Annotated in this window: 17 protein-coding genes and 2 pseudogenes; 10 read left to right on the top strand and 9 right to left on the bottom strand. The window is 68.3% G+C overall.

What is annotated here, in order from left to right; genetic code table 11:
* The first annotated feature begins 45 nt into the window (after positions 1 to 45).
* Positions 46 to 1467: a mercury(II) reductase gene (merA, locus tag GOALK_RS11470; protein ID WP_006215442.1), complete on the top strand. Its 1422-nt coding sequence runs from the start codon at positions 46 to 48 to the stop codon at positions 1465 to 1467.
* A 40-nt stretch (positions 1468 to 1507) separates the two neighbouring features.
* The gene (merT, locus tag GOALK_RS11465) at positions 1508 to 1819 is read left to right on the top strand and encodes a mercuric ion transporter MerT (RefSeq protein WP_006358984.1); all 312 of its coding nucleotides are present in this window, start codon (positions 1508 to 1510) and stop codon (positions 1817 to 1819) included.
* An 18-nt stretch (positions 1820 to 1837) separates the two neighbouring features.
* Here the strand turns inward: merT and GOALK_RS23485 are convergent, their stop codons facing one another.
* From GOALK_RS23485 to GOALK_RS11440, 7 genes are all read right to left on the bottom strand, one after another.
* On the bottom strand, positions 1838 to 2314 hold the full coding sequence (locus GOALK_RS23485) for a hypothetical protein (protein WP_006215443.1): 477 nt from the start codon (positions 2312 to 2314) through the stop codon (positions 1838 to 1840).
* Between the two features lie 10 nt (positions 2315 to 2324).
* The gene (locus tag GOALK_RS23480; RefSeq protein WP_006215444.1) at positions 2325 to 3611 is read right to left on the bottom strand and encodes a relaxase/mobilization nuclease domain-containing protein; all 1287 of its coding nucleotides are present in this window, start codon (positions 3609 to 3611) and stop codon (positions 2325 to 2327) included.
* Entirely contained in the window at positions 3608 to 4198 is a 591-nt protein-coding gene (locus GOALK_RS11455) for a hypothetical protein (protein WP_006358982.1), read from the bottom strand. The genes GOALK_RS23480 and GOALK_RS11455 overlap by 4 nt, the downstream gene beginning before the upstream one ends.
* Complete coding sequence (locus tag GOALK_RS11450) at positions 4195 to 5607, bottom strand: Rep family protein (protein ID WP_006358981.1); 1413 nt, start codon at positions 5605 to 5607, stop codon at positions 4195 to 4197. The genes GOALK_RS11455 and GOALK_RS11450 overlap by 4 nt, the downstream gene beginning before the upstream one ends.
* Before the next feature lie 351 nt (positions 5608 to 5958).
* A complete protein-coding gene (locus GOALK_RS11445) occupies positions 5959 to 6207 on the bottom strand; it encodes a hypothetical protein (protein WP_006215448.1) in 249 nt (82 codons plus the stop codon).
* Positions 6207 to 6419 carry a hypothetical protein gene (locus GOALK_RS23470; RefSeq protein ID WP_006215449.1) on the bottom strand — a complete coding sequence of 71 codons (213 nt, stop codon included), beginning with the start codon at positions 6417 to 6419 and terminating at the stop codon, positions 6207 to 6209. Before GOALK_RS23470 ends, GOALK_RS11445 begins: the two co-directional genes overlap by 1 nt.
* Before the next feature lie 181 nt (positions 6420 to 6600).
* Positions 6601 to 8037 (bottom strand): recombinase family protein, encoded by a 1437-nt coding sequence (locus GOALK_RS11440; protein ID WP_006358979.1) that lies wholly within the window; start codon positions 8035 to 8037, stop codon positions 6601 to 6603.
* A gap of 35 nt (positions 8038 to 8072) precedes the next feature.
* On the opposite strand from GOALK_RS11440, the pseudogene GOALK_RS11435 reads away from it, so the two are divergent.
* The 4 genes and pseudogenes from GOALK_RS11435 to GOALK_RS11420 form a co-directional block, all read left to right on the top strand.
* Positions 8073 to 8852, top strand: a pseudogene (locus tag GOALK_RS11435) (LLM class flavin-dependent oxidoreductase); the annotation flags it as partial.
* 89 nt (positions 8853 to 8941) lie between these two features.
* Positions 8942 to 9262 carry a putative quinol monooxygenase gene (locus GOALK_RS11430; protein WP_006358977.1) on the top strand — a complete coding sequence of 107 codons (321 nt, stop codon included), beginning with the start codon at positions 8942 to 8944 and terminating at the stop codon, positions 9260 to 9262.
* 211 nt (positions 9263 to 9473) lie between these two features.
* Complete coding sequence (locus tag GOALK_RS11425; RefSeq protein WP_006358976.1) at positions 9474 to 10142, top strand: TetR-type transcription factor C-terminal domain-containing protein; 669 nt, start codon at positions 9474 to 9476, stop codon at positions 10140 to 10142.
* Between the two features lie 36 nt (positions 10143 to 10178).
* Positions 10179 to 11330: an acyl-CoA dehydrogenase family protein gene (locus GOALK_RS11420; RefSeq protein WP_006358975.1), complete on the top strand. Its 1152-nt coding sequence runs from the start codon at positions 10179 to 10181 to the stop codon at positions 11328 to 11330.
* Between the two features lie 63 nt (positions 11331 to 11393).
* Here the strand turns inward: GOALK_RS11420 and GOALK_RS11415 are convergent, their stop codons facing one another.
* Positions 11394 to 12278, bottom strand: a complete 885-nt coding sequence (locus tag GOALK_RS11415) for a LysR family transcriptional regulator (protein WP_006358974.1) — start codon at positions 12276 to 12278, stop codon at positions 11394 to 11396.
* A gap of 101 nt (positions 12279 to 12379) precedes the next feature.
* Here GOALK_RS11415 and trxA point away from each other — a divergent pair, with 101 nt between their 5' ends.
* The gene (gene trxA, locus GOALK_RS11410) at positions 12380 to 12742 is read left to right on the top strand and encodes a thioredoxin (RefSeq protein ID WP_006358973.1); all 363 of its coding nucleotides are present in this window, start codon (positions 12380 to 12382) and stop codon (positions 12740 to 12742) included.
* Positions 12743 to 12840: 98 nt separating this feature from the next.
* Positions 12841 to 13871: pseudogene (locus GOALK_RS11405) on the top strand (EamA family transporter).
* Here GOALK_RS11405 and GOALK_RS11400 read toward each other — a convergent pair.
* Positions 13868 to 14962 carry an alpha/beta hydrolase gene (locus GOALK_RS11400; protein ID WP_006358971.1) on the bottom strand — a complete coding sequence of 365 codons (1095 nt, stop codon included), beginning with the start codon at positions 14960 to 14962 and terminating at the stop codon, positions 13868 to 13870. The pseudogene GOALK_RS11405 and the gene GOALK_RS11400 overlap by 4 nt on opposite strands.
* A gap of 75 nt (positions 14963 to 15037) precedes the next feature.
* Here GOALK_RS11400 and GOALK_RS11395 point away from each other — a divergent pair, with 75 nt between their 5' ends.
* Both GOALK_RS11395 and GOALK_RS11390 read left to right on the top strand, forming a co-directional pair.
* Entirely contained in the window at positions 15038 to 16339 is a 1302-nt protein-coding gene (locus GOALK_RS11395; protein ID WP_075863644.1) for a MurT ligase domain-containing protein, read from the top strand.
* Positions 16336 to 17058, top strand: coding sequence for a type 1 glutamine amidotransferase (locus GOALK_RS11390; protein WP_006358969.1), 723 nt, complete (start codon positions 16336 to 16338; stop codon positions 17056 to 17058). The genes GOALK_RS11395 and GOALK_RS11390 overlap by 4 nt, the downstream gene beginning before the upstream one ends.
* The last annotated feature ends 3 nt before the right edge of the window (positions 17059 to 17061 follow it).

Genomic DNA, 17061 nt, shown 5'->3' with positions numbered 1-17061 from the left:
TATGGCTGAGACAGAGCAGAACGCCAAGGACTGACAGGAGCAGCGATGCCTACCAAGTACGACCTCGCCATCATCGGATCCGGAGGCGGAGCATTCGCCGCCGCCATCCGTGCGACCACGCTCGGCAAGTCGGTGGTGATGATCGAGCGCGGGACGCTCGGCGGCACCTGCGTGAACACCGGCTGCGTGCCGTCGAAGGCCCTCATCGCCGCTGCCGACACCCGTCACGTCGCCGCCGACGCTTCAGGCCGGTTCCCGGGGATCGCGGCGACGGCTGAGACAGTGGACATGCCTGCGCTGATCGCCGGGAAGCAGGCGCTGGTCGAGTCGCTGCGCGGCGAGAAGTACGCCGACGTCGCCGACTCCTACGGCTGGCAGGTCCGCCGCGGCGATGCATCGTTCGCCGGCGGCCCAGACGCCCCGGTACTGGAGATCATCGCCGGCGACGGGACGGTCGAGACCATCGAGGCCGACCACTTCCTGGTCGCGACTGGTTCTCGCCCGTGGGCTCCGCCGATCGACGGCCTGGAGGAGACCGGGTACCTGACCTCGACCACGGCAATGGAACTCGCTGAGGTTCCTGAGTCGTTGCTGGTGCTCGGCGGCGGCTACGTCGCCCTGGAGCAGGCGCAGCTGTTCGCTCGCCTCGGCTCGCAGGTCACGCTGCTGGTGCGGTCCCGGCTCGCCTCGAAGGAGGAGCCGGAGGTGTCCAAGGCGCTTCAGGAGGCGTTCGCCGACGAAGGCATCCGCGTCGTCCGCCGCGTGGTGCCCACCCGGGTCTCCCGCGGCACGGGAGGCGAGGCCGTCGTGACCGCCGACGTGTCCGGCGACTCGCAGGAGTTCCGCGCCGAGCAGGTGCTCGTCGCCCTCGGACGCCGTCCCGTCACCGATGGCCTGAACCTCGATGCGGTCGGGGTGAAGACCGGGGACTCCGGCGAGGTGGTCGTCTCCGACCGGCTGCGGTCCTCGAACCCGCGGATCTGGGCCGCGGGCGACGTGACCGGGCACCCCGAGTTCGTCTACGTCGCCGCCCACCACGGCACCCTCGTCGCCGAGAACGCGTTCGCCGACGCCGATCGTGCCGTCGACTATTCCCGCCTGCCGCGGGTGACGTTCACCGGGCCCGCGATCGGAGCGGTCGGGATGACCGAGAAGGAAGTGCTTGCTGCGGGGATCCGCTGCGATTGCCGCGTCCTGCCGCTGCACCACGTGCCCCGCGCGCTGGTCAACCGGGACACCCGCGGGTTCATCAAGATCGTCGTGAACGCCGACACGAACGAGATCCTCGGCCTGACCGCCGTCGCCAAGGACGCCGGAGAGCTCGCCGCCGCCGGTGTCCACGTGCTCGGCAAGACCGTCGCCGAGATCGCCGACGCCTGGGCTCCCTACCTGACGATGGCCGAGGGCATCCGGATCGCCGCGAAGGCCTTCACCACCGACCCGTCGCTGCTGTCGTGCTGCGCATGACCGGCAGCGCAGGCAATCGGGGAGATCTCATCCTGAAGAGGTGCAGACGACGAGCGCCGATCAGGACCGCGACGAACGGCGCGCCGGTCCCGTCGTCGCTGCAGGGACCGGACTGCTCTTGCTGGCATGCTGCGCGCTTCCGTTGCTGCTCTGTTGCGGCCTGCCGCTCATCGCGGCGGGCGGAGCACTCGCGGGCGTCGGTGGGCTCCTCGGTAACCCCTGGATCATCGGTGCCGGGATCGCCGTCGTGATGGCCGTCACGGCGGGGATGCTCGTCAGGTTAGGGCGGCGGCACCGAGGCCGCAGGACCGGCTGCTGCGAAAATCCTTCGACCGCTGATCGGAACCGGTAGCTCGAGCGGATCCAGCCATCATCGCCACCTCGGCCACTTCGGCACCCCGCGACCTTTCCACGTCTCCACGAGACCGGCGGCCGAGCGGACGGACGCGAAGAGCCCGTAGCCGGCCCCGGCGAGACCCACGGAGACCACGAGCCAGCGCCCGATGCCGAGCCAGATGCGCCCGTCCACGTCGAGCGCCCACTGAGCGCCCGTGATGAGACCGGCGATGCCCATCCAGAGCCCGGCGACGACCACGACCACCGGCAGCAGGGCGAGGCACATCGCAGCGGCGGCCGACCAGAGCTGACGCGCTTCGAGCTTCGCCGTCGCCGCCATCATCCGCTCGGCGCGCTCGTTCGAGGCGTCGAGGTTCGCGGTCATCGTGGCCGAGGCCTCCCCGGCGACCTGCTCGACGGCCTTCTCGACCCGCTCCTCAGTACGCTTCTCGATCCGCTGCACCGCGCCGCCGACCTGGCTCACAAGCTTCTGGTTCGTTGTGGCCTGCACCTTCAGACCCTCAATCGCCGAGGCCGTAGCCGCGCGATTCTTCTGCGCCTCCGCGACCAAGGTTCGCGACGCGGCGTTCAAGCTCTCGCCGTTGAGACTCTGCGCGAACTCGCCGAGCGTGCTCGCGATCTCGTTCTGCCTGCTCTCGATACTCGCGATCCTCGCGGACACGTCGCTGGAGGGCGAGGAGGTCGACGCCGGGGTCGTGATCCGCTCCAGCCGCCTCGTCGTCTCCTCGTCCATGACCTTCACGAACCCCGCGAGCTTCTTCTGCTGCTCGGTCAGCGTGGCAATCCTCGTATTCTGCGCCTCGACGGCGGCGAGGATCGAGGTCAACAGCTCCATCGTCTCCGGACTGCCGAGCGGCTGCGGCGACTGCACGGGCCCGTTCTGCTGCTTCAGCCTGTCGAGCGCTGCGCTCATGTTCCTGCTCCTTCTGCTGCTGGTGGTAGTCGAAGAACGCCTGCGCGCCCTCCGGGGTGAAGTCCGCCGAGAGCGCGCTCGCGCGTTTGCGGCGATCGGCGCGGCCGGACTCGCCGCGGCGGTCCTCGATGTAGAGCGTCCAGGTCTCCTGCCCGGCGCGCTTGCCCTTCTTGCTGACGGGGCTGTGCAGCCGCATCCTCGGCACACGTTCCCCGGCGTCGTCGAGCTGCTGGTTCTGCTCCTCGATCACCGCTTCGAGACCGGCCTTGTCCACCACGCGGGGGTCGGCCAGTGCGGCGCTCATCCGGTCACCCATCTCGCGGTCGAGCCCGCCCTCCGCGAAGTCCTCGCGGCGCAGCTCCCAGTCCTTCGGCGCGTGCTCCAGCCGCTTCACGACCGAGAGCCCGTGCTCTCGCATCAGCTCGTCGTTCGCCGACTGCACGCCCCGCTGGTTCCCGGCCTTGCGATCGTGGAACGTCCGGTAGTCCGAGAGCGCCTTTCCGGTCCGGTTGCTGTGATTGATGACCAAGATGTGGTTATGCGGCTTTCTGCCCCGGCCATCCACGTGACTGACCACGAGGCAGTCCGAGTCGGGGTGCATCCTCTTCGCGAGCTGATAGCCGAGATCGTTCACCCGCTGCACGTGCTCCGGGTTCTTCGGGTCGAACTCCTCGTCGCTGAAAGACTGCCGGTAATGCAGCGCCTCGACCTCGCGCGTGGTGTTCTGCGTGAGCGCCCGTGCGCGCGCCGAGAATGCGCCAGGGCCTCCCGGCACTTCGCACGTGATCGCGACGCCCCGCTCGTCCTCCTTCCCGCGGATATAGCGCTCGGTGTCGGCGGCGCTGGTGCTCGGGCTGTAGTGGGTGGTGCTCATGCGGCCGTCCGATCCCCGAGCAAGGCGCGGACCTCGCGCAGCAGCTCGATCAGCTCGGGCACCTCCGACGACAGCGCCACCGCCTCACCGGCGCGCGCGCGGCGATCCAAGTCGTTGACGTTGATCGCCAGCGGGCGCACCTGGGCAGCCAGCTCACGAGCGTCCGCCGACGCCTGCACACGCGCCTCGACCCCGAGCAGGTGCGCCGCCACGGCGGCGTCCAACTCCTCCGAGCGGGAGGCGTGGAGGGCATCGCGTACGACGGTCCGTACCCACGTGCTCGGAGCCAGCCCGAGCCGCTTCGCACGAGTGCGAAGCGCCGCGAGCGTCTCCTCCCCGAAGTCGGTATCGAGCTTCGCGCGGCCCCCACGACGACGCTTCGCGCCGCCGTGACTCTGACGCACAGCCTCCGCATCAGCCCGACCGGTGTTCACCTGGGAGTCGGTCTGCTGCTCCACCTGTACGCCAGAGTGGCAAGCAGTAGGCCTGTCGGACACATCGCTGACGCTCGTGTCCTCCAGCCCTGCTTGCGAGGGGCCTCCGGCCCCCTCGACCCCCTGGAAGAGCGAATGCTGATCGGTGCTCATGCGGCACCTTCGATCAGCGCCAGCGGCACGTCCGGACTTCGCACCGCGAGCCCGCTGAGCAGCTCCGCGACCGCACCGTCCGCGTCGTGTTCCGCCGAGGTCTCCGGACCGTACGTCAGTTCCCGCGACCCGGCGTTCTGGTGGTACGCGTTGCCGTACATGCCGGGCGTGTGCGCGGCGGTCGGGATGCTGCACTGGTGCCACTCGTAGGGCTCGATCTTCCCGATGTGCTGCACGAGGTAGCGGTTGATGTCGTCGGCGCGGTAGACCTTCACGACCGACGCCAGGCGGCGGATGAACTGGTCCAGCGCCTCGTCCACGTTGCCCTTCTGGCGGGCGTAGTAGAAGAACTCGACCGGCTCGATCGTCGCCGTAATCACGATGAGGCGCGGAGCCACCTCGCCCTTGTTCTTGTACCGAGCCTTCGCAGGCGAGGCGTTATACGGATCGAGCAGCAGCAGCCAATCGTTCGCGTCCATCGCCGAGGCCCGCAGATCGTCCAGCAGCAGCACCTCCTCGCCCCGCCAGTCATCCAATGGGTTCCCCGTCGCGGCACGGTAGACCTGCCACCGCTCGCCATGTGCATTGGCCGCGCTAATCGCCTCGGTGATGAAATCCGTTGCGAACCGAGTCTTGCCGATCCCGGCATCCCCGTGGACGAACACCACGTGCGTCGAGAAGGCACCGGCGCGCAGCTTCGCGGCCGCCCGGTACGCGCGGCGCTGGCCGTAGGCCGACAGCGCGTCGTCGATCTCCCGCTGATGCCGCGAGTAGATGTCGAACAGTTCGTCCGTGAGCATGATCTGATCCCGCGTGATTTCGCCCTGCAGCACCCGCTCCCGCATGTCCTCGAAGTTCTCCGCGACGACCTTCTTCTTCACGTGGGCGCGCCCCTTGAGCCAGGTCTCCCGGCGCTGGGCGTCGATCCCGAGGTAGTCCGGCCCGCGCACCGTGGCGACCTCCGACGGCGCGTACTGATGCTTGTCCGCATACTTCACGTGAGTCAGGTACGACAGCATGTTGTCGAAGGCGTACCGACCGCGGCCCGGCTTCTCGACGTACTGGGGCTCGACGCCGATGCCGAACGCGAGCCGATCCAGCGGCGCGCTCTTCGCACGGCTGGCGAACTTGATGACCGCGTGCAGGTGATCGGGCTTCGGCTCGACCACCAGAGCCTTCTCCGTGTCGCTCCAGACCTCGCGCTCATCCTTGTCGTGCACGATTCCGTAGGCCTCGATGACCTCGCAGCCGATGGCCTCGAGCCGCTGCGCGACGTAGGCGAGGATCGCCCCGGCTCCCTGCTCGAGCAGCGCGGCCCCGTTCGGGTCCTCGGCAGCCCAGGTCCAGTACGACGGATCGAGGTACTGCGTGAGCCCGATGCTCGTCGGGTTGTTCTCCTGCTTAGCCACGGCGACCACCCCCGTCGCAGGCGGCGTGGAGGGCCGCAGAGGGGGTGCGGCGCCTAAATGACCCCGTATTGACCCCCAAATGAGACCTCAAATGAACCCGCGAGGCGACGCGACGCAGCGAAGACGGAATCGGCTTCTGACCAGGCGCGTTGTTGCAAGGCGCGGCAATCGACAAGCCCTTGCCGCGCCCGTAGGAACGAATGAGGCCCCCGAAACTCTTGGAGTGCGAAGCACGGCTGCGGACCGTCATCACGGCGATGGGCAGCCCGCCTTCGGCGGGTGCCAGGCCAGGCCCTCCGGGCGGGGTCAGGTCGGCGGGTGCGGTGCTGAGGTTGCGTGCGTCGGCGTGCATCAGCGACCACCGCCCCGGCCGTAGCGCTTGATGACAGCCTGATGCGTGACGCCGAGGGCGTCGCCGATCCTGGCCCAGGTCACCCCGTCGGCGCGGGCGTCGGCGACGGCGATCTCGACGGCCTCCTCCAGCACGGAGCGGAGCACGCCGAGGTCGTAGAGCTGGGCCTCGCCATCGGCGAGGGACGGGTCGCCCTGTCGCCAGCGGAAGCTGGTCAGGTGATCGAAGGCGGCGGAGTTCGCGCTCATCAGCGACCACCGCCCATCACGGCGGCGACGGCGGCGCGCTGTCGCGGCGTCAGCGGAGTGAGTGCCAGGCGCTCACCGGCTCGGCGACCGGCGGCGCGGGCGGCGGCGATGACGGGATCGAGCCCATCAGCATGCGGAACGGGAGACGAGTCCTGATCGAGAGCAGGGCAGTCAAGCGCGGATGCGCGGGGAACGTCGATAACGACAGACATCGGAAGTCCTCAGATATGAGTATCTTCCGGTTCCCCGCCACGGTAGTTGGGCTGTTTGACCGGCTACTCATCCGGGAGCAGAACCCCGCGCTTCTAAGTCGCGGCCCCGGTGGGATCTTCTTGTCTGCAACCACTCTCCCACGAGTCGACTCACCATTGCAATGACGAGTTGACTCATGAGTCAGTCGCGACGCGGCTCTATGCGAATGAGGTCGGGGTCGAACTTCACGTGACCGGGCGCGATGGGCTCGATGGTCACAGTCACCAGCTCGTCCACGAGCATCCGGCGGCGGTCTATGTCCAACGCCTTCCACTTCGACTCGACAACCTCGCGACGCTCCGCGGTGCCGACCGCCTCCTCCACGTCTGCCAGCAGCTTCGCCGCCACGGATACCGAGCGGTCGAGCAGCTCCGCGTCGATCTCGTCGATGCGGACCTTCACGTCGTTGATCGCCGCGGTGATCTCCAGGACCGGCTGATGGATGTCGCGCAGCAGCGGGCTCAGCTCCTTTACGCGCTCGACCAGGGCGTTCCGCTCGGTCAGCAGCTCCTCGCGGTCCGGCCCGTCGTCCTCCTGCGGCATCACGAGGTCGTGCACGTCCACCGACGACAGGCGGGTGAGCACTGCCTCGGTGACCATCGCATCGACGGGCTCGCGTTGGCGGGTGAGGTGGAACTGCTCGCCGCAGCGATACGTCGGCTGCTTGCGGCTGTTCGTCCCCGAGACGAGCGTCGCACCGCACTTCCCGCACAGCCCGATCGTCGACAGGAGGTATTTCGGCTGGTTGCCCTGCCTGGCCGACCTCCGCACGTTGTCCTCCAGCTTCGCCACCGCGGTCCGCCACGTCTGCTCGCTGACGATGGGCGGGAACGCCTCGCCCTGCACCGGGTACAGCTCGCCGGATGCGTAGTGCTTGATGTAGCCACAGTAAAGCGGGTTCGCGAGCAGGTAGCGCACGGCATCGACGGAGAATTCCGAGCCGCGGGCGGTGAGGTGACCAGCGCTGTTCAGGTCCTCGCGGATGCGCCGGATCGACAGCGACGGCTCGCCGAGGAACGCGTCGAAGGCCCGCCGAACCGCGTCGGCCTCTTCCTCGATCAGCTCACCCTCCCTCGACCATCCGAACGCCTTCCAGGCGGACGTGGGGATGCCCTCGGCACGTCGGCGCTCGTTCGACCTGATCTGTCGCTCGGCCTTGCGACGCGCCTCGAACCGGGCGAGAGCGGCGAGCATCGTCGCCCGGAACTCGCCGTCCGCCGTCGAGAGATCGATCTCGCCGTCCACGGTGACGACGCGCAGACCGAGGTCGATCAGCGTGTTCAGGTCCTTCGTGCTGCGCAGGAGCCGGTCCATGTCCACGGCGACCACCATCGAGAACCGGCCCGCGCGGGCGTCGTCCAGCATCTCGGCCCACCGGGTGCCAGCGCGGCGCTTCTTCGTCGCCGACACCGCGTTGTCCTCGTAGACCTCGACGACGTTCCAGTCCTTGGCCTCGGCCAGCGCCCTGATCTTCCTCAGCTGCGTATCGACCGTCCAGCGGTCGCCCTTGCGGTCCATGGAGGCGCGGACGTACGCGGCCACCTCGTTCGTCTTCCTCAGCGCTACCAGTTCGACCATGCAACCAAGCTTACGTGAACGGGCGTTGCAACCACGATATGCGGTATGAGAACCCGCTGTACATGGCCGAGGACGCCGGCGCAGCCGACCTCATCGCCGGCGGGCGTCTGCAGCTCGGTATCAGCCGTGGATCCCCCGAGCAGGTCATCGAGGGTTACAAATACTTCGGCTACGTTCCGCCGGAGGGTTCCACCGACGCCGACATGGCCCGCCAGCACACCGAGGTGTTCCTCCGCGTCATCGAGGGCGGCGGCTTCGCCCGCCCCAACCCGCGACCCATGTTCCCGAACCCGCCCGGACTGTTGCCCATCGAGCCGCAGTCGCCCGGTCTCCGCGACCGCATCTGGTGGGGTGCCGGCACCCGCGCGACCGCCGAATGGACTGCGCAGCAGGGCATGAACCTGATGTCGTCGACGCTGCTGACCGAGGACACCGGCGTCCCGTTCCACCAGTTGCAGGCCGAGCAGATCCAGCGCTTCCGCAAGGCCTGGGCCGACGCCGGCCACCCGCACGAACCGCGGGTCTCGGTGAGCCGCAGCATCTTCGCACTCGTCGACGACCGCGACCGGGCCTACTTCGGCCGCGGTGGCGACGAGTCCGATCAGGTCGGCATCATCGACAACAGCGTGGCGCGGTTCGGCCGCAGTTACGCCGACGAGCCGGACAAGCTCATCGAGCAGCTGCGCGAGGACGAGGCGATCGCCGCGGCCGACACCCTGCTGCTGACCGTGCCCAACCAGCTCGGGGTCGAGTACAACGCACACGTCATCGAGTCGATTCTGAAGTATGTGGCACCAGAACTGGGCTGGCGCTGAGTTCGACCATCGTCGATTTCGCCACGCGCACGACCGCACTCCCATAACGTCACGAGCGATCCCGTCCCCATCCCGAGGAGTACCCACCCATGTCCGAAGTGATCGTCGTCGCCACCATCTCGCCGAAGCCCGGCGAGGAGCAGGCTGTCCGCGACGCGGTGCTGGCCGCCATTCCCGAGGTGCACGGCGAGCCCGGTTGCGGCAAGTACGCACTGCACGAGGCCACCGGCGACTCGACCGACCTGGTCATGATCGAGCGCTGGGAGTCCTTCGAGGCGCTGGCCACCCACGGCGGCGCACCGGCGTTGACCGAGCTCGGTAAGAAGATCAGGCCGCTGCTGGCCGGCCCGCTGGACGTGAAGACGTTCTCCCCCGTTCCCGCAGGTGACGCCAACAAGGGCGCGATCTGACCCGCTGATCCGCTGACGCCCTCGCCCCGTTTCCGACGGGGCGGGGGCGTCGTCGTATGCCGGATCCCTCCGAGCCTGTTGATTCGCCGAACGGATGCGTGCTACACCTGTATAACGATCGTTAGATAAAGTGATGGGCGCCATGCTGGGTCCGCACCGGTTCGCGACACCACACGGAGGAAACCCATGCCCGAAGCCACGATCATCGAACGTGTCTGACTCAGCGAAAGCCGCTGCCGGAAAACGGTTCACGGTCGACACCGAGGGGTTGGACTGGCGGCGGCGCGAGCCGGTGCCGCTGCCGACGACACTCGTCGCGGCGAAGCGCGCGTTCTACGAGCGCGGGTTCCACGGAACCTCGATCCGCGACATCGCGTCGCGCGCCGGGGTGTCCCTGCCGACGCTCTACTACCACCACGACAACAAGCTCGGCATCCTCGTGGAGTTGCTCGAAGCGGCGATGACGTCGGTCCTCGCCTGGGTCGGAGCAGCGATCGAGGAAGGGCGCACGCCGAGCGAGAAGCTGTCGAACGCGATCGAGTCCATCGTTCTGCACATGACCAGCGATCTCGAGCTGGCCAGTGTCGCAAGCGAGTTCCGCCATCTCGACCCGGAGGACCCGCGCCGCGAGCCCTACATCGCGATGCGGACCGAGACCGAGAACATGCTCGCCGACGTCATCCAGGCAGGCCTGGACTCGGACGAGTTCCGATTCGACCAGGACGTCAAAGACGTCCTGCGCTATCTGTTCGGCGCCTGCCAAGCGGTCACCACCTGGTACCGCCCGTCCGGTGCTCGCACACCCGCAGAGGTCGCGGCGTCCTACGCCTCGATCGCCCTGCGGGTCGTGGGTGCGCAGAGCACGAAGAACGACGACTGACACCACTGTTTCCGGTCCACGAAAGGGAGAAAGTCCATGAAACGCAAGATCTTCGAAGACGAGCACGAGGCCCTGCGGGAAACCGCGCGCAACTTCTTGATCCGCGAGTGCGGTCCGTACAACGAGGAATGGACCAAGGCCGGTCAGGTCGACCGTGAGATCTTCAAGAAAGCCGGCGACGCGGGCCTCCTGGGCTTCAACATCCCGGAGGAGTACGGCGGCGGCGGCGCGATGGACGACTTCCGCTTCAACGCGGTCGTCGTCGAGGAGTTCGCCAAGTTCGACGGCGCTGCACCCGGCCTGAGCCTCCAGAACGACGTCGTCGCACCGTACTTCGTCCACCTTGCCAACGACGAGCAGAAGAAGCGTTGGATGCCGGGTATCGCCACCGGTGAGACGATCCTCGCCGTCGCGATGACCGAACCCGGTGCCGGTTCGGACCTCGCCGGCATCAAGACCTCGGCGAAGCTGGAGGGCGATCACTACGTCCTCAACGGCAACAAGACCTTCATCTCGTCGGGTATCAACTCCGACCTCGTGGTGGTCGTGTGCCGCACCAACCCGGACCCCGCGGCCGGCCACAAGGCGTTCTCGCTCCTGGTCGTCGAGCGCGGCATGGAGGGCTTCGAGCGCGGTCGCAAGCTCGACAAGATGGGCCTCAAGGCGCAGGACACCGCCGAGCTGCACTTCAACAACGTGCGCGTCCCGGTCGAGAACCTGCTCGGCCAGGAGGGCATGGGCTTCTACCACCTCATGCAGAACCTCCCGTCCGAGCGTCTGTCGATCGGCATCGGCGCGATCGCCGGCGCACGCGCGATCTTCGAGGAGACCCTGCAGTACACCAAGGACCGCAAGGCATTCGGTCGTCCCATCGGCACCTTCCAGGCGAACCGCTTCACGCTCGCCGAGATGGCGACCGAGCTGGACATCGCCGAGGTCTACATCGACCGCTGCCTCCAGGGTGTGCTCGACGGTGAACTCGACGCCATCGACGCCTCCAAGAACAAGTGGTGGTGCACCGAGCTCGCCAAGCGTGTCATCGACAGTTGCCTGCAGCTGCACGGCGGCTACGGCTACATGAACGAGTACCGCGTGGCCCGCGCCTACACCGATGCCCGCATCCAGACGATCTTCGGTGGCACCACCGAGATCATGAAGGACATCGTCGGCAAGAGCCTGGGCGTCTGATCCTCAGGACACGAACCAGGCCGGTGGATCACGCGAAATGCGTGGGCCACCGGCCTTTTTCGATCACTGACCGTGGTCGGCGCCCGTGGCCATCAGAAGCTCGACGACCTGCGCAACCGCCGTCCGGGAGCGTGGCCGCGAGAGGGCCTCGTACACGCGTGCCGCGCGAACGCCCTTGAGTTCCAGCCGCTTCACACCTGGGTGACGGACCGCGAACCGCGGCATCAACGCGATCCCGTGGCCACCGGCGACGAGGGCCTCGATGGTGGTGAAGTCCAGCATGCGCTGGGTGACACGCGGCGCCACCCCCGTTACCGCCGAAATGGATTGCAGCACATCGTCGACCGGGAACCCACCCTCGACGCTGATCCAATCGTGTTCGGCGAGCTCGGACACCGCCACCTCGTCGGCGTCGGCGAGCGGACTGTCGGCGGGGACGATCACGTCGACCGGCTCGCGCATCAGCTCGGCAACCCACACGCGCGACTGGTTGACCGCAGGTGTCCGCTCGTCCCGGTGCGTCACGACGACGTCGAAGTCGGCGAGAGCAGGTGCCGCATCCGGATATCCGACGTCGAGGTGGAAAGCGTGCACCTCGATCCCGGATTCGGCGGCGCGATCGAGGACGGTCGGCAGCAACAGTGTCGAACCCGACGGGAACATCGCGAGCCGTACGCGGGCCCGGCCCGACCGATATGACGCCATCTCCTCCTGGGCCCGTTCGACGGCGGCGATCACCTCGTCGGCGCGCAAGACCAGCGCGCGGCCCGCCTCGGTCAGCCGGATGCGCCGACCGTCGGGTTCGAACAGCGGGACGCCGGCCTCGTCGGCGAGGACCTTCAGTTGCTGTGACACCGCCGACGGCGTCATGTGCATCGCGTCGGCGACCGCACCGATCGACTCACGATCGGCGAACTCACGCAGCAATCGCAGTCGGCGGACCTCCATGGGCCAAAGGTACCGACAAACCGGTCGGCTCCTGCTCAGGTGCGAGGTGAGCCGAGCCGCCGACAAGGAATGTCTCCACCCCCGAATCGGTTGTGCCGATCATGGCAACACAAGACGTGACCCTGGAAACCTTTCAACCCACCATCGAGGCCGACGGCATCGTGCTTCTCGACTTCTGGGCGAGCTGGTGCGGCCCGTGCCGCATGTTCGGCCCCGTGTTCGAGAAGGCCTCCGAGTCCCACACCGACATCTTCTTCGGCAAGATCGACACCGAGGCCGAGCAGCAGCTCGCCGGTAGCCTCGGCATCCAGTCGATTCCGACGCTGATGGCCTTCCGCGACGGCATCCTCGTGTTCAACCAGCCCGGAGCGCTCCCCGCCGCACAGCTCGAGGAGCTCATCGGCGCGGTCGAGGCTCTCGACATGGACGACGTCCGGGCGAAGGTCGCCGCAGCACAGCAGTGACCCACGATGCACGTGGGACGGATTGTTCAGATGATCTGAACAATCCTTCCGCTTAAATTCGATTGTCCTTCATCGCGCCGCCTCGGACGATGGTGGTCATGTCCACTCGTGACCGGTTGCTCGCCTCTGCGTCGTGTTCTTGTGGGGACTGAACTTCGTCGCGATCCACTTCAGTCTCGAACACTTCCCGCCGTTCTTTCTGGCAGCGCTGCGCTTCGCCGTCATGGCGATCCCGGTCATCCTGTTCGTGCGTTTTCCCAAGGTCCGCCTCAAGTGGTTCCTCGTCTACGTGGCGGGGTTCGGGACCGTGCAGTTCATGTTCCTGTTCCTGGCGATGAGCCTGGGGATGCCGGCCGGACTGGCCTCGCTGGTGTTGCAGACGTCGGCGCCCTTCACCGTGGTTCTCGGCGTGCTGTTCCTGCGTGAACGGATGACGGTCGCACAGGTGGTGGGCCTGATCGTCGCAGTCGGCGGCATGGGCCTGATCGCCGTCGACCGCGCGACCGGCAGCGACATCGGCGTGGCCGCGCTCCTCCCGATCGGCCTCACCATCCTCGGTGGCCTCAGCTGGGCGATCGGCAACATCGGTGGCCGTCTCGCCCAGCCCGACGACTCCTTCCGCATGACCATGTGGATGGCCGTCGTCGCGACTCCGCCGCTCTACCTGGCGAGCCTGATCATCGAGGGACCGTCCGCCGGCTTCGACGCGCTGATGACGATCGGCACGGAGACCGGCCTGCGCGCCCTCGGCGGACTCGTGTACCTGGCCGCCCTGGGAACCCTCGTCGGCGCGGGCCTGTGGACTGTGCTCCTGAGCCGCAACGACGCGAGCCGGGTGTCGCCGATGTCGCTGCTGGTGCCCGTCGTGGGGATCAGCGCGTCGTTCGCCTTCCTCGGCGAGGTCCCGACCGTCGGTGAGATCGTCGGTGCGGTGATCGTCGTCGGCGGCTGCGCGGTCGGCGTGATGGCCCGGCCGCGGTCGCGCAGACGTCAGCGGGTTGCGGCCGAGGCCGCATCCACGAAGCCGCCGACCACGACTACAGCCACCACGAGCACGGCGACCACGAACACGGACTCGGCGGCCGACGTCGACCTGGCGTGCGCGGCGACTGCAGCCCGCGACCGCTAGCCGGCAATCGACCCCTGGTCAGCGCGGGGCGACTCGTCGAGGGCTCGCCGGACCTCGGCGCACATCCGGTCCACCGCCGCGCGGGCGCCGGAGCTGATCAGGGTCATGTTGATGAAGCCGTGGATCAGCGATCCCTCTCGGCGCAGCGTCACGGGTACACCCGCCTCCTCCAGCTTCTTCGCGTAGGCGAGGCCCTCGTCGCGGAGTGGGTCGAACCCGGCGACGATGACGTGTGCCGGCGGAAGGCCGCTGAGGTCGTCGGCGAGCAGCGGCGAACAACGCGGGTCCTTGCGTTGTGCGACATCCGGCACGTAGCGGTCGTTGAACCAGTGGATTCCGTCCAGGGTCAGGAAGTACCCGTTCGCGAACTCACGACGCGAGGGGGTCTCCGCGGTGGCGTCGGTGACCGGGTAGATGAGCAGCTGGAAGACCGGTGTGACCGGCTCGTCGCGGACGAGTCGGGAGACCACGGTCGCGAGGTTTCCGCCCGCGCTGTCCCCGGAGACGACGATCCGCGCGGGATCGAGACCCCACCGCGGTGCCGTGTCCACGGCGAAATGCCAGGCCGCGACGGCGTCGTCGACTCCGGCAGGGAACGGATTCTCGGGTGCGAGCCGGTACTCGACCGACAGCACGTCGAGTCCGGTGCCGTGCGCGAGCCGACGCACGAAGGTGTCGTGGCTGATCCGGCTGCCGGTGACGAACCCACCGCCGTGGAAGTAGACGACGAGCCCGTCCGACTCGGTCGACGAGCGGTAGCGCGTGGCCGGGATCGGACCGGCCGGACCGTCGATGACCAGGTCTTCCTCGACGGCCATCGGCGGCAGTTTCTCGGCCATCGCGGCGCCGAGCTCATCCGTACTGGCGCGCGACTGGTGGACCTCACCCGCGAACGGATTCGACCCCGGGACGTGCTCGGTGGACCAGCCGACCGCGACGAATTCCGGTGCCACCCGCTCACCATCGGAGTTGACGGGCGCACGCCGGCCGAGAACCGCCATCGCGGCGTCGGGAATCCTCGCCGCGGCGAGTAGCACGCCACGTTGGATTCGTGCGGGCAGGGACAGGCGGAGATAAGTGTCGCGGCTCACAGTCGCCGAGCCTACTTGCTGGTCGCCTGTCGGCACGAGCAACCCGGGCATCCGCCCTGTGGAACACTCGTGGCCATGCCCGACCGTCCATCGTCTGCCGGATCCGCATCTCGCCCGAGCACCCGTGTGCCCGCCCGCACCTCGGTCGCGCTGGCCGCGGCCGCAGCGGCTCGCTGGGCATCGCGCACCGCGGGCCGCGGCAAGGGTTCGATGATCGGCGGCCTCGTCGCCGCCAAGATCGATCCCGACATCATGCGTCGTCTCGCCGCCGGCAAACGCTCCGCGATCATCACCGGCACCAACGGCAAGTCGACGACCACCCGGATGACCGCCGCCGCGATGGCCGAGCTCGGCGAGGTCGCCACGCAGGCCGACGGCGCCAACATGGACGCCGGCATCATCGCGACCCTCACCCTCAGCCGCACCGCGCCACTGTGCGCGCTGGAGGTCGACGAACTCCACGTACCGCACGTCAGCGACGCGGTCGATCCCGAGGTGCTGGTCCTGCTGAACCTGTCGCGCGACCAGCTCGACCGGGTCGGCGAGATCAACCTGATCGAGCGCAGGCTCCGCGAGGGCATCGCCCGTCACCCGTCGACCACCGTGGTCGCGAACTGCGACGACGTCCTGGTCACCTCGGCCGCCTTCGACGCGCCCGACGTGGTGTGGGTGGCCGCGGGCGCCGGCTGGGTCGGCGACTCGGTGAGCTGTCCCCGCACCGGCGAACCGATCGTGCGGTCCGGCGACGGTTGGCAGTCGACCGGAGACGAGAACTTCCGCCGACCCACGCCCGACTGGTGGTTCGACGACGAGAACATCTACGGCCCCGGCGGCTTCTCCGCTCCCCTGACCCTGGCCGTCCCCGGCCGGGCCAACCGCGGTAACGCGACGCAGGCGGTGGCCGCCGCCGTCGCGATGGGCGCGGACCCGGGCAAAGCCGTCGCCGCGGTCGGGACGGTCGGCGAGGTCGCCGGTCGTTACGGCGTCCACCAGGTCGGGAACCACTCCGTCCGTACGCTTCTCGCGAAGAACCCGGCCGGCTGGCAGGAGGCCCTGTCGATGATCGACCAGGACGCCGACGGCCTGGTCATCGCGGTCAACGGACAGGTTCCCGATGGCGAGGACCTCTCCTGGCTGTGGGACGTGCGATTCGAGGCCTTCGAGACGATGCAGGTGGTCGCCGCCGGCGAGCGGGCCGCCGACCTGTCGGTGCGCCTGCTCTACGCGGGCGCCGAGCACACCACCATCCCCGACCCGATGGCGGCGATCGCCTCGTGTCCGCCGGGACGCGTCGAGGTGCTCGCCAACTACACCGCCTTCCGCGATCTGGGTATCGCCATGGAACGCGCGGCACGTGCACGAAAGGCCGAACAGTGAGCGAGTCGACGCTGCGGATCGGGCTGGTCCTGCCCGACGTCATGGGCACCTACGGCGACGGCGGCAACGCCCTCGTCCTCAAGCGTCGCGCCATCATGCGCGGGATCGACGCCGAGGTCGTGCACATCACGCTCGACGACCCGGTACCGAACTCCCTCGACGTCTACACCCTCGGTGGCGCCGAGGACTACGCCCAGCGTCTGGCCACCCGCCACCTGACCCGTTACCCCGGCCTGCAGCAGGCCGCGGCGGCGGGACGCCCGGTCCTCGCGATCTGCGCGGCCATCCAGGTGCTCGGCCACTGGTACGAGACCTCGGCCGGTGAACGGGTCGACGGCATCTCGCTGTTCGACCTGACCACCGCACCGCAGGAGAAGCGCAGCATCGGCGAACTGGTCACCGAACCGACGCTCGCCGCGCTCACGCAGCCGCTCACCGGCTTCGAGAACCACCGCGGCGGAACAACGTTGGGCTCCGATGCCAAGCCGCTCGGACGTGTGAAGCACGGCGTCGGCAACGGCGTCGGCGACGGCACCGAGGGCGTCGTGCAGGGCAGCGCGCTCGGCACCTACATGCACGGTCCGGCGCTGGCTCGCAACCCGGAGCTCGCCGACCACCTACTCGCGACCGCGGTGGGCGTCGAATCGCTTGCGCCGCTGGACCTCCCGGAGGTCAGCCGGTTGCGCAAGGAACGCCTCGCCGCCGGCCGGCGGCGGTAGGCA

Origin of the sequence: Gordonia alkanivorans NBRC 16433, assembly GCF_000225505.1 — a bacterium.
GTDB classification, from domain to species: domain Bacteria; phylum Actinomycetota; class Actinomycetes; order Mycobacteriales; family Mycobacteriaceae; genus Gordonia; species Gordonia alkanivorans.
Note: the sequence above shows the minus strand (reverse complement) of the source record. Positions and strands in the feature narration are given on the sequence as shown.